The sequence below is a fragment of the Sporosarcina sp. G11-34 genome (assembly GCF_026931025.1).
The window spans coordinates 51840-64828 of sequence record NZ_JAHNZW010000017.1 but is presented as its reverse complement, the minus strand read 5'-3'; the positions used below and the strand labels follow the sequence as shown (position 1 = coordinate 64828).

At 43.1% G+C, this 12989-nt stretch carries 10 protein-coding genes; 8 read left to right on the top strand and 2 right to left on the bottom strand.

Annotation, left to right across the window (positions count from 1 at the left end; all coding sequences use genetic code 11):
* Positions 1–149: 149 nt before the first annotated feature.
* Entirely contained in the window at positions 150–917 is a 768-nt protein-coding gene (locus KSU66_RS18725) for a hypothetical protein (RefSeq protein WP_269052986.1), read from the bottom strand.
* A gap of 502 nt (positions 918–1419) precedes the next feature.
* On the opposite strand from KSU66_RS18725, the gene hutU reads away from it, so the two are divergent.
* The 6 genes from hutU to KSU66_RS18695 all read left to right on the top strand — a co-directional run bounded on the left by hutU (position 1420) and on the right by KSU66_RS18695 (position 8294).
* Complete coding sequence (gene hutU / locus KSU66_RS18720) at positions 1420–3096, top strand: urocanate hydratase (protein WP_269052985.1); 1677 nt, start codon at positions 1420–1422, stop codon at positions 3094–3096.
* Positions 3093–4352 carry an imidazolonepropionase gene (gene hutI, locus KSU66_RS18715; RefSeq protein WP_269052984.1) on the top strand — a complete coding sequence of 420 codons (1260 nt, stop codon included), beginning with the start codon at positions 3093–3095 and terminating at the stop codon, positions 4350–4352. The genes hutU and hutI overlap by 4 nt, the downstream gene beginning before the upstream one ends.
* A gap of 33 nt (positions 4353–4385) precedes the next feature.
* Positions 4386–5876 (top strand): histidine ammonia-lyase, encoded by a 1491-nt coding sequence (gene hutH, locus KSU66_RS18710; protein WP_269052983.1) that lies wholly within the window; start codon positions 4386–4388, stop codon positions 5874–5876.
* A gap of 103 nt (positions 5877–5979) precedes the next feature.
* Positions 5980–6489, top strand: coding sequence for a hypothetical protein (locus KSU66_RS18705; RefSeq protein WP_269052982.1), 510 nt, complete (start codon positions 5980–5982; stop codon positions 6487–6489).
* Between the two features lie 121 nt (positions 6490–6610).
* Complete coding sequence (locus KSU66_RS18700; protein WP_443029008.1) at positions 6611–7456, top strand: 5'-3' exonuclease; 846 nt, start codon at positions 6611–6613, stop codon at positions 7454–7456.
* Between the two features lie 151 nt (positions 7457–7607).
* Entirely contained in the window at positions 7608–8294 is a 687-nt protein-coding gene (locus tag KSU66_RS18695; RefSeq protein WP_269052980.1) for an STAS domain-containing protein, read from the top strand.
* A gap of 46 nt (positions 8295–8340) precedes the next feature.
* Here KSU66_RS18695 and KSU66_RS18690 read toward each other — a convergent pair whose 3' ends face one another.
* The gene (locus KSU66_RS18690) at positions 8341–8859 is read right to left on the bottom strand and encodes a C39 family peptidase (RefSeq protein ID WP_269052979.1); all 519 of its coding nucleotides are present in this window, start codon (positions 8857–8859) and stop codon (positions 8341–8343) included.
* 302 nt (positions 8860–9161) lie between these two features.
* Between KSU66_RS18690 and KSU66_RS18685 the strand changes: the two genes are divergently transcribed.
* Both KSU66_RS18685 and KSU66_RS18680 read left to right on the top strand, forming a co-directional pair.
* Positions 9162–11546 (top strand): 3-hydroxyacyl-CoA dehydrogenase/enoyl-CoA hydratase family protein, encoded by a 2385-nt coding sequence (locus KSU66_RS18685; RefSeq protein WP_269052978.1) that lies wholly within the window; start codon positions 9162–9164, stop codon positions 11544–11546.
* A gap of 65 nt (positions 11547–11611) precedes the next feature.
* Positions 11612–12787, top strand: coding sequence for an acetyl-CoA C-acetyltransferase (locus tag KSU66_RS18680; protein WP_269052977.1), 1176 nt, complete (start codon positions 11612–11614; stop codon positions 12785–12787).
* Positions 12788–12989 lie beyond the last annotated feature (202 nt).

The following is a 12989-nucleotide window of genomic DNA, read 5'->3' as shown; positions in this document are numbered from 1 at the left end:
AATTCCTATTGGAATCATCAAGGGCTCAAAAGTTTATCATCACGTTATGAAGTTTTGCGTCATCAATCTTAATTGAACCGCCGTATACCGAACGGTACGTACGGTGGTGTGAGAGGTCGGGAGTTAATCACTCCCTCCTACTCGATTTATTAATAGCAGGAAAATGAATTAATGTTACTAAGGTCAAGCCCTACATATTGCCATCTTCTTTGTCTGCTTCTCCATCTATAGCCGGCAACGGAAGTGCGACCGACAAATACTGGATAGAACCAAAAACCTTGTCTTCTTGATAGCCAGACGTATGTGTAGCGGTACATGCATCCCGCGATTGCGCCGGGATCCACTGCATACAGTTGGTTACTCGGATATGGTGGCGTCATGTTCGGCGGAGCAGATGTTGGTGCTTGGTTACCGTGCCCTGATCCACCATGTCCAGGTGGGAATCCAGGTTGGTTACCGTGCCCTGATCCACCGTGTCCAGGTGGGAATCCAGGTTGGTTACCGTGCCCTGGTCCACCGTGTCCAGGTGGGAATCCAGGTTGGTTACCGTGTCCTGGTCCACCGTGTCCAGGTGGGAATCCAGGTTGGTTACCGTGCCCTGATCCACCGTGTCCAGGTGGGAATCCAGGTTGGTTACCGTGTCCTGGTCCACCGTGTCCAGGTGGGAATCCAGGTTGGTTACCGTGCCCTGAACCTCCGTATCCAGGTGGGAATCCAGGTTGGTTACCGTGCCCTGAACCACCGTGTCCAGGTGGGAATCCAGGTTGGTTACTGTGCCCTGAACCTCCGTATCCAGGTGGAAATCCAGGTCTGTTTCCGTGCCCTGAACCTCTATGTCTTTCCTGTCCGTCATAACCATCAGGCAATTGTGGGTACCATTGTTGTTCATTAAATTCACCGGGTTGTCTATTTACCATCAAAATCTCCCCTTCCAAGCGATTCTTCCTAGTGTATGCGATTAAAAAGGGGAAGGATTGGACTTTTATAGAAATTAAAATTTTATGATGTTTTGCGTGTCTAATGTATAAGTGGTAAGCCTGCTTCGTTTGAGTCAGTAGTAATACACAAATAGAAATATTTGATGGGAAAATACTGTGGAATTTTGTTGATCAGCATTATTGATCATAATAGCTAGGTTGAAGGTCCCGACTTGCAAGCAGATTTATTTGAGTGCAAGCAAACTGTCGACTGATGCAAGCAAATCAATCCCGAGTGCAAGCAAACTGTCGACCAGTGCAAGTAAACCCACCCCGAGTGCAAGCAACCTGAAATCCCGCGCCTCCCTGAAATTTACCCACGCAAACCACTTTACCCAGCTAAAACAGTACCTTATTAGCACAGACTAAACTTTCGGAATAATCGTTTTTTAGGTACTTTCATCATGTAAGATGGAAGTAGATTAGTAAGGAGGGGTTTAGATTGGGAAAAGCATCTGAACGAATTATCCGGTATAGAGGGACGGAACTAAATACGAAGGGGTGGCAGCAAGAAGCCGCGCTTCGTATGCTAATGAATAATTTGGACGAAGAAGTGGCGGAGCACCCGGATGATCTCATTGTTTATGGTGGGATTGGGAAGGCAGCACGAAATTGGGAGTCATTTGATGCGATTGTTCGCTCACTAAAAGAACTAGAGAATGATGAAACGCTTTTGGTTCAGTCCGGGAAACCTGTCGCTATTTTTAAGTCTCATACCGATGCACCTAAAGTATTGATAGCAAACTCGAATCTCGTCCCCGCGTATGCGAATTGGGAGACGTTCCACGAGCTGGATAAAAAAGGGCTGATGATGTATGGACAAATGACAGCGGGAAGCTGGATTTATATAGGCTCACAAGGAATTATCCAAGGGACATATGAGACCTTCGCTGAACTCGCAAAACAACATTTCAATGGGTCGTTAAAAGGAACAATCACGCTTACAGCAGGGCTAGGTGGAATGGGCGCAGCACAACCACTTGCTGTAACGATGGCGGGCGGCGTTTGTATTGGGATTGAAGTTGATGAAACACGTATTGATCGCCGCATTGAAACGCGCTATACAGATGTGAAAACGGACTCATTAGATGAAGCGATTCGACTTGCAGAAGAGGCAAAATCTAAGGGGGAACCGCTGTCGATTGGCCTTCTAGGCAATGCCTCTGACGTCCTACCAGAAATGATTGCAGGGGGATTTATTCCAGACGTTTTAACCGACCAGACATCTGCACATGATCCGCTCAATGGTTACATCCCTTCTGGTATGTCATTAGAGGAGGCGACGATACTTCGTTCATCAAATCCGGTCGACTATGTAAAACTTTCAAAAGCTTCAATGGCCAAACATGTAGAAGCGATGCTGACGATGATGGATAAAGGGGCAATCACATTCGATTATGGGAATAATATTCGCCAAGTGGCTCTGGACGAAGGTGTTGGACGCGCATTCGATTTTCCAGGATTTGTGCCGGCTTATATTCGACCACAATTTTGTGTGGGCAAGGGGCCTTTCCGTTGGGTCGCTCTATCAGGGGATCCTGAAGATATTTATAAAACGGATGAAGTCATTTTACGCGAATTTAGCGATAATACGCATTTATGCAACTGGATTCGTATGGCGCAAGATAAAATCGAATTCCAAGGACTGCCGGCACGAATTTGTTGGCTGGGGTACGGGGAACGTGCTCGTTTCGGGAAAATCATTAATGATATGGTGGCTTCCGGTGAATTAAGCGCACCTATTGTGATTGGACGTGATCACCTTGACTCGGGATCTGTGGCATCACCAAATCGCGAGACAGAGGCGATGAAGGACGGTTCAGACGCAGTTGCGGATTGGCCAATTTTGAATGCGATGATTAATGCAGTCGGCGGGGCAACTTGGGTTTCTGTACACCACGGCGGCGGTGTAGGCATGGGGTATTCCATTCATGCTGGCATGGTTATTGTCGCCGATGGAACGAAGGAAGCGGAAGCGAGAATTGAGCGTGTGTTGACAACCGATCCCGGTATGGGTGTGGTCCGTCACTTCGATGCAGGCTATGAATTAGCAGAAAAAACAGCACGCGATAAAGGTGTAAACATTCCAATGATGGAAAAAGGAGCGGATAGAAAATGACGTCAATTGTTTGGATCAAACACTCATCACAACTTGCGACAATGGCTCAACATTCAACAAAGCCACGAATTAAAGAAGAAATGAATAACTTATCGATCATTGAGGATGGCAGTGTGTGGATAGAGGACGGACTTATTAAAGCAATTGGTAAGACGTCTGAACTCGAAGAGCAGTTCAAAGAACGTGCGGATGAAGCAGATATTATAGATGCAACGGGACATTTAGTTACGCCTGGACTCGTGGATCCACATACACATGTTGCATACGGGGGGAGCCGTGAGCGAGAATTTGAAATGCGTCTTGAAGGCTCAACCTATATGGATATTATGAATGCTGGCGGTGGAATTCACGCAACGACAAAAATGACACGTGAAGCGACTGAAGAAGAACTCGTCGAACAGTCGAAAAAACGGTTGGATTCTTTTTTAAAACATGGTGTCACAACGGTTGAGGGGAAAAGCGGATACGGTCTTGATTTGGAGAATGAACTGAAGCAACTTCGTGTGATGAAACGACTCCAACAAGAGCATCCGATAGATCTTGTCCCTACATTTATGGGGGCACATGCTGTTCCAACGGATTATAAAGGCAGGGAAGAGGATTTCGTTGACCTAGTTATTAATGAAATGCTACCCGCTATCGCAGAAGAAAATCTTGCCGTCTTTAACGATGTATTTTGCGAAGTGGGCGTATTTACACCCGAGCAATCGGAGCGTATTTTGGAAGCTGGAAAAAAATATGGCTTAACGCCAAAAATTCACGCAGATGAAATAGAACCTTATGGCGGTGCTGAACTTGCTGCAAAAGTAGGTGCCATTTCGGCTGAACATTTATTAAAGGCGTCTGATGAAGGAATTAAAGCGATGGCTGCTGCGGGAACAATCGCTTGTTTACTACCGGCGACAGCTTTATTTCTGAGGGAACAGGCGGCTGAAGGTCGCAAAATGATTGATGCGGGCGTTCCGGTCGCAATTTCGACAGATTGTAATCCGGGATCATCACCGACAACATCAATGCCGCTTGTTATGAATTTGGCCTGCATTTCGATGCGTCTAACACCTGCCGAGGCACTAACTGCCGCTACGTATAATGCGGCCTGTGCGATTCAAATGGAAGATAAAACGGGCTCACTTGAACTAGGTAAACAGGGAGATGTTGTTCTATGGGATATTTCAAGTTATCAGGAACTACAATACCTTTTTGGTGTGAACCATGTGAAAGCTGTTTGGAAAAAAGGCGTAAAAGTCATTGGATAAGTGCTTTGGAATTTGGAGTAAAGGGTGATAGCTTTGATTGAATTGACAGGAGCAACGCTTAATATGGATGAAATGAAAGCCATTTTATATAGAGGTTCCGCGGTTTCATTGGACGAAGAGGCTTTGAAACTTGTAAAGAAAAGTCGGCTCGCTGTGGAGAAAATTGTACGTGAAGATCGGACTGTTTACGGCATTAATACTGGGTTTGGAAAGTTTAGTGATGTGAGCATTGATGAAAAAGATACCAAAGCATTGCAATTACACCTCATTAGATCACATGCGTGCGGGGTGGGAGACCGATTTCCAGAAATAGTCTCTCGGGCGATGGTCGTGTTGCGCTTGAACGCATTGTTGAAGGGGTTTTCTGGGATACGTGTGGAAGTACTAGAGCGTTTCGTTTACATGATGAACAATCGCATTCATCCAGTCATACCGCAACAAGGATCGCTGGGGGCTTCGGGTGATTTGGCACCACTTGCACATCTGGCACTCGTACTTCTTGGTGAAGGGTTTGTTTGGGAAGATGACAAGCATAGACCAGCGGCAGAGGTATGGATGGAACATGGTTTAGAGCCGATTGTACTCGAGGCTAAAGAGGGGCTTGCGCTTATTAATGGCACGCAAGCGATGACTGCACAGGGGGTTATCAATTATCTAGAGGCAGCGTCACTCGCGTACGATAGCGAATGGATTGCGGCGATGACGATGGAAGCACTGCATGGAATAACGGACGCTTTACACCCAGCGATTCACGAAGCCCGAGGATATCCAGAGCAAGTCGAAGTTGCCCAGAGAATGCGTGACTTGTTAACGGGCAGTAATCTTACGACGGTGCAAGGAGAAATACGCGTACAGGATGCATACTCAATTCGCTGTATTCCACAAGTTCACGGAGCAAGTTGGCAAGTGCTGAATTACGTTAAAGAGAAATTGGAAATTGAAATGAATGCTGCAACTGATAATCCACTTATTTTTGATGATGGAGACACGGTTGTTTCGGGGGGGAACTTTCACGGTCAACCAATTGCTTTCGCGATGGATTTTCTGAAAATTGGTGTGGCAGAACTCGCAAATATTTCGGAGCGGCGGATAGAGAGAATCGTCAATCCACAACTCAATGAAGGATTGCCACCATTTCTTAGTCCGGAACCTGGTTTGCAGTCTGGTGCGATGATTTTACAGTATTCAGCAGCAAGCCTCGTATCTGAAAATAAAACGCTGGCACATCCGGCGTCTGTCGATTCAATTTCATCGTCGGGCAACCAAGAAGACCATGTTTCGATGGGAACAATAGGCGCGAGGCATGCCTACTCAATTATAAAAAACACAAGAAACGTTCTTGCCATAGAGGCGCTCTGTGCAATGACAGCTTGTACCATTCGCGGGGAAAGCCAGATGGCACCGAAAACGCGTAGCCAGTATGATAAGTTGCGGGAAATCGTTGAACCAATTAATGAGGATAGAATTTTTACGCCAGACATTGAATCAATTGCACATTATTTGGAAGAAAATATGACTAAATAAAAATAATAAGGACTAAAACCATTACGGAGTTTTAGTTCTTATTTACTTATAAAACAAATCTTATTGAATGTACAAAACGTATCAATGAGCAGGAGGGATAACTATGTCAAAATGGACACTCTATCAAATGCTCATTGTCTTTGGATTTACAGCACTAGTCGTCGTAAATAACATATATACGCTTCAAATAACAAAACTCTTTTCGTTTGTGGAGAGGTTTATTGAGACAAGTATCATTGTGTTTTTTATTACAGTTATTATAGTCACTTGGGGATTTTCATTTTTACTTTTATGCCAAGAGAAGAAGGGTTCAAGGTTATTTGTACATAAGATATGGCGAATTATGCCGGCAATTATCGGGCTTTTACTTGTGGTATCATTCATTGCTTTACTCATATTAGGCACGACAGTTCTTTCAGATTTATCCTTAGATAGGCGTTGGATATTGGATATAATCGTCATTTACTTTCTAATCTTGATTTACTTTTTTATCTTATCAATCATACTTAGATACGGAAAAAAGGATACAAGTAAGGAACATATTACTAAGTCAGCAAATCTTACGGTTCTTACGCTAATTGTAGTAGTTCTGCTAATTCCTGCGTTACTATAAACCATTTCAATATCGATTCAACGTTAAATAGTCTACTATTATATATAGAATTGTTGTAACGATGGAGGAATTGATTAAATTGAATAAACAAGAAAAACCGCACATCTTAATTGTCGACGGAATGGCACTTCTATTTCGCTCATTTTTCGCGACATCAGCAATGGGGCACTATTTTCCCAATGATGCTGGCGTACCAACGAACGGTGTTCAAGGGTTTGCAAGACATACAATGACAGCTCAATCACTTTTTAAACCAACACATATGGCGGTATGCTGGGATATGGGCGCGCATACATTCCGCAATGATCTGTTTGATGGCTACAAAGCGAATCGTCCTGCGCCACCGGAGGAGCTTGTTCCACAATTTGATATGGCAAGAAACGTATCTGAATTGATTGGTTGGAAAAATTACGGTGAACGAGGTATGGAGGCTGACGATTTAATCGGTTCACTGGTTAAAGCATGGGACGGAAAAGCAACGATTACGATTGTAACGGGGGACAAGGATTTACTACAACTGCTCAGACCAGGTGTAGAAATCGCACTAATAAAACGCGGTTATAGTGAATACAATATTTACACGGAAGACCGGTTTATAGAAGAATACGGCATCACTCCCTTACAATATATCGATAAAAAGGCATTCACGGGAGATGCAAGCGATGGGTATCCAGGCGTAAAAGGGATAGGACCGAAAACGGCACTTTTATTAATTAAGAAATACGGATCTGTAGAAGGTGTTATTGAAGCACTCGGCGAATTAACACCTAGAAGACGGCAACTGATTGAAGAGGGAATGGACATGCTGCTGTTATCAAAACAACTTGCTGAAATACATTGTGATGTCGATATGACTGATAATATAGAGAAAATGGAAACCCCTATTTACAATCAATTAAGACGGGAGCTAATTGAAAAAGAAGGTTATTCGATGATTGTTAGACAAGCGGATTCACTTTTTATCTAAAACAGAAGGGGGAAGGCTAAGGGATGATTGAACACTTACGGCAGATGAGTAAAGAAATAATAAATCAAGCACCAAAATTAGCACAAGTAGTTACAGAAAAGCAGAACAGTAGGTACCCAGCATTAAAAAATTAGCTAGTCAATTTCTTCCTATGCGCGAAAGTCTGTTTTGTCTATACGCTGAAGCAATTACGTTGGATGAAAAAGATCGATATAAACTGTTAAAAGAATGGGCGGAGAAGAATGGGAAAATAGTTTCCATGAAAAGCTCTATATCCCTCGATGCGATGTTGAGAGAACTGCCAGAATACCGAAACTTTATAGGAAACATTATGAGGAACGAAGCGCTTGAACTCGGCTTAACTCCGGCTGAAATGTATGATGTTATTGAAGTTCTGGACACATCGCTTAATGAAGGGGTTTACTATTTTAGTTTGCAGTTCATTATTAAGGAGCAAGAACGCCACCAAGTGACGCAATCAATTGTCAGAGAGTTGTCTTTTCCTATCGTATCCATTACTGACCATATAGCAGTACTCCCAATAATAGGCTCTTTTGACGATGAGCGAGTTTTTACTTTGCAGGAAGATATGCTATTCCAAGCATCTGAACTTGAGTTAGATCATTTAATAATCGACTTATCGGGATTAGGCACGACGGATACGCATGTTGCGCAGGAGTTGTTTAACTTATTCGATGCATTGAGATTGCTTGGCATTCAGCCAATAGTGAGCGGCATTAACCCATCGATTGCGCTATCACTCGTACAACTTGGTTTATCGTTCGGAAAAGTAGAGAGTTTTGCTACGCTGAAACAGGCACTTGAATCTTTATACTAATTATAAAAAGCTTCGGTTGCATGGGCACGAACTTATCAGTCGAAGCTTAGTATGTTGATGTCTTTTCTATTTTTACGAATGTAAGAATTGATTTGTTCTTCTTATAGGAAACTTGTCGCAACTTACTTGGTCGATTTATCCCGCCATTATCATGAATGATGAGCGTGACATCATCGGCAGATTTGTCATATCCTACAACAGGCACCCAGTGATAATCGAATTCATATTTACCGCGCCATTTAAATGAAAACCATTTATCGAACTTGGCAGCAACCGGATGTCCCGCATCGATTTGCTCTATAACTTCATCAATTGTACAACGTGCGACATTCCAATCGCTTCCCAGTAAATTATTCATGTTTTTAATGAAGCGTCGTGTAAATAAACCGATTCTTGTTCCGCCCAGAATTCGGTATAGTTCATTGACATTGTACTGGGATGCTTCCGGGAAATGATGAGCCAACATGAGGTATGCAGTAACTGGACCGCAGGCAGATTGGCGAAAACGTTTATCAATATCGTCATCGTGTTGTGATTTTCCAATAAAATCGAGTGGATCTATCATTATTTAAATCCCCTTTCATGAATACATGCCCACAAAGTATACTGTTACCCAAGTTTACGAGGGATGGGATTAGAATACAACTTTAATTGTTGATAACAAACTCATTATTACCGCTAAATCTATTAGTACTAAAGAAAATTTCATGAAAAGCCTTATATTAAAATAATTATTTCCTTTTTCTCATTAAAATATTGCGAAAAGTATATTAATGCTTTACAATAAGGATATAGAAGTTGGTTCTATTTTTTTTGCCAATAAAATGAATGAGTGTTCATTCAAAAAGATAAAGGGAGGTATTCCACGTGGCTTATCAAATTAAAAAAGCAGCAGTTTTAGGTTCGGGTGTTATGGGATCGGGCATTGCAGCTCATCTCGCAAATATAGGGATTCCCGTACTTTTATTGGATATTGTTCCAAAGGAATTAACAGACGGCGAGAAAGCGAAAGGTCTTACGCTTGAAGATGGTCAAGTACGCAACAAAATTGCAACGAGTGCATTGCAGAATCTAGTAAAACAAAAGCCTGCGCCGTTAACGTCAAAAAGCAATTTATCCCTTATTGAAGCAGGGAACTTTGATGATGATCTTGAAAAACTAGCAGAAGTTGACTGGATTATTGAAGTCATTGTTGAAAATCTAGAAGTGAAAAAAGGTTTGTATGAAAAAGTCGATGCAGTTCGTAAACCTGGCACAATCATTACTTCGAACACATCAGGTATAAGTATCGAAGCAATGAAAGAAGGACGTTCGGAAGATTTCCAGAAACATTTCCTGGGAACACACTTCTTTAATCCACCGCGTTATTTGAAACTATTAGAAGTTATTCCGGCAAGTACAACAGCTCCTGAAGTTGTCGATTTCATGGTTGGTTTCGGTGAAGATATTCTTGGTAAAGGGGTCGTAATCGCTAAAGACACACCGAACTTTATCGCAAACCGAATTGGTACGTACGGATTACTCGTTACACTCCGTGAAATGGAGAAGCGTGGGTATTCAATTGGTGAAGTGGATTCCGTTACGGGGACATTAATAGGACGGCCAAAATCAGCAACGTTCCGTACACTAGATGTTGTCGGACTTGATACGTTTATGCACGTAGCGAAAAACGTTTACGATAAAACAGAAGGCGAAGAACAGCAAGTGTTCGAATTGCCGGAATTTATGAAGAAGATGATTGATAATGGTTGGTTAGGTGCCAAATCGAAACAAGGATTCTACTTGAAAAAAGATAGAGAAATCCAAGAACTTAATACAGAGACATTTGAATATAGCAAAGCGAAGAAATTGAAAACGCCTTCAATTGAAATGGCTAAACAACAAAAAGGCCTTGCGAATCGTGTGAAGTCTCTTGTTTATGCAAAAGATCGCACGGGTGAAATTTTATGGAACGTATTTGCACCAACGCTTCTTTATTCAGCAGAATTACACGGTGAAATTGCAGACGACATCGTTGCAATCGATAATGCAATGAAGTGGGGATTCGCTTGGCAACAAGGTCCATTTGAAATGTGGGATGCAATAGGCGTTAATAAATCTGTTGAAAGAATGAAAGAAGAAGGAGAAGTAATTCCTGCTTTCGTTCAAAGTTTACTAGACAAGGGTTATGAATCTTTCTATAAAGAGGTAGAAGACGAACTTTATTTCTTTGATGGAGAAGATTACAAGCCAGTACCTGTAAATGAAAAAGAGATTGATTTAAGGCGCTATAAGAAAAAGCACGGTGTTATTAAAAAGAACTCGGGCGCAAGTCTTATTGATTTGGGCGACGGTGTTGCTCTACTAGAATTCCATTCGCAATCAAATGCAATAGGGCTCGATATTATGCAAATGATCAACTTTGCGGTTGATGAAGTTGAAAAGAATTTTAAAGGGCTAGTGATTGGCAACCAGGGAAGAAACTTCTGTGTAGGGGCGAACCTCGGACTGATCTTAATGGAAGCCCAGGATGACAATATCTTTGAACTCGATTTCGTCATAAAAACATTCCAAAACGCGATGATGAAAATTAAATACTCTTCGAAACCAGTTGTTGCTGCACCATTCGCAATGACACTAGGTGGCGGGGCCGAAGTTTGTCTTCCAGCCGCACATATTCAAGCTACGACAGAAACGTATATGGGGCTTGTTGAAGCAGGTGTTGGGCTGATTCCAGGTGGAGCAGGAAACGTTGGGCTATATGCAAAACATCTAAAAGGCATGCCAAACGGAGTTGTAGTTGACTATCAAAATGTCGCAAACAAAGTCTTTGAAACGATTGCGATGGCGAAAGTATCTACCTCTGCTGAAGAAGCACGTGATAATAACTTCCTCAATTTTGCAGACGGTATTAGCGTCAATGCAGATCATCAAATTTATGATGCGAAACAAGTAGCAATATCTCTACATGATAATGGCTACCAAGCACCAAAACGCCAGAAGATTCCAGTGACTGGAAGTTCGGGTTATGCAACGTTACTTCTCGGTGCAGAAGGAATGTTCTTGTCAGGATTTATTAGCGAATATGATTTGAAGATTGCGAAGAAACTTGCGTATGTACTTGCGGGTGGAAAAGTTCCATACGGCACATTTGTGGAAGAGCAATACATGCTAGACCTTGAGCGTGAAGCGTTCCTAAGCCTTGTTGCAGAACCAAAATCACAACAACGTATGCAGCACATGCTCGTAAAAGGAAAACCACTGCGTAACTGAATAGATAAGCACCTTTGAATGGTAAAAAAATTCAATATATAAGTAGTTTAAAGGAGGAAGAAATAATGCGTGAAGCAGTTATAGTAGCCGGCGCACGGACACCGGTAGGAAAAGCGGGCAGAGGCTCACTTGCAACAGTTCGTCCGGACGATCTCGGCGCGTTAGCAGTAAGGGAAACATTGAAGCGTGCAGGTGGTTATGACGGTGCTATCGATGATTTAATTATTGGTTGTGCGATGCCTGAAGCGGAGCAAGGAATGAATATGGCGCGTAATATCGGGGCTCTTGCGGGGTTACCAGATACGACGCCGGCCATTACAATAAACCGTTTCTGTTCGTCAGGCCTTCAATCGATTGCCTACGGTGCAGAACGAATTATGCTCGGTCACTCGAAGGCGATTATTGCAGGTGGCGCTGAGTCGATGAGTATGGTGCCAATGATGGGGAATACAGTCCGTCCGAACGCCCACTTAGCAGAAACGGCACCCCAGTACTATATGGGAATGGGCCATACAGCAGAACAAGTTGCAAAGAAATATGGTGTTAGCCGTGAAGACCAAGATGCGTTTGCTGTTCAGTCCCACGAAAGAGCAGCTGCAGCAATTGCGGCAGGCAAATTCGACGATGAAATTGTACCTGTAGAAGTTACGAAACGTAACGTAGATCATAACGGAAAACTTGAAGAAACAACATCCATGTTTGGAATGGATGAAGGCGTTCGACATGGCACGACAACAGAAGTACTTGCACGTTTACGTCCAGCATTTCACGTAGCGGGTTCGGTAACGGCAGGTAACTCTTCACAAACATCTGATGGCGCCGGAGCAGTCCTAGTCATGGACCGTGAAGTTGCGTTAGCAGAAGGTCTAAAACCGATTGCAAAATTCCGTTCGTTCGCTGTTGGCGGAGTTCCACCTGAAATTATGGGTATCGGACCGATTGTAGCAATCCCTAAAGCACTTGAACTAGCGGGGCTTTCAATCGAAGACATCGATTTATGGGAATTAAACGAAGCATTTGCATCTCAATCGCTTCAAGTTATCCGTCATCTAGGTCTTGATATGAACCGTGTAAACGTTAACGGTGGAGCGATAGCATTAGGCCACCCACTGGGAGCGACAGGTTCTGTCTTAACAATACGCATGATGAATGAATTGAAACGCCAAAACAAACAATTCGGCGTCGTAACAATGTGCATCGGCGGCGGAATGGGCGCAGCAGGCGTATTCGAAATGCTCTAAAGAAAAGCACAAGGTGCCGTTTAGCCCCGACAAGCGCTGGAAGAATTACTGGAAAAGGCGTACTTTGCCTTTACCAGTAATTCTGAAGCGACTCGAGGGGCTGGCACCTGGAGCTAGACAAGAAGAAAAGCGCAAGGTGCCGTCCAGATGCGACAAGCATAAGACGGGTCAATGAAGTGGCGCCCTTTGCCACGTAATTGAA

Coding starts and splice junctions, on each gene's coding strand:
- KSU66_RS18725 (WP_269052986.1), bottom strand. CDS start 917: ATGGTAAATAGACAACCCGGTGAATTTAATGAACAACAATGGTACCCA.
- KSU66_RS18680 (WP_269052977.1), top strand. CDS start 11,612: ATGCGTGAAGCAGTTATAGTAGCCGGCGCACGGACACCGGTAGGAAAA.
- hutI (WP_269052984.1), top strand. CDS start 3,093: ATGACGTCAATTGTTTGGATCAAACACTCATCACAACTTGCGACAATG.
- KSU66_RS18695 (WP_269052980.1), top strand. CDS start 7,608: ATGCGCGAAAGTCTGTTTTGTCTATACGCTGAAGCAATTACGTTGGAT.
- KSU66_RS18700 (WP_443029008.1), top strand. CDS start 6,611: ATGGCACTTCTATTTCGCTCATTTTTCGCGACATCAGCAATGGGGCAC.
- KSU66_RS18690 (WP_269052979.1), bottom strand. CDS start 8,859: ATGATAGATCCACTCGATTTTATTGGAAAATCACAACACGATGACGAT.
- KSU66_RS18705 (WP_269052982.1), top strand. CDS start 5,980: ATGTCAAAATGGACACTCTATCAAATGCTCATTGTCTTTGGATTTACA.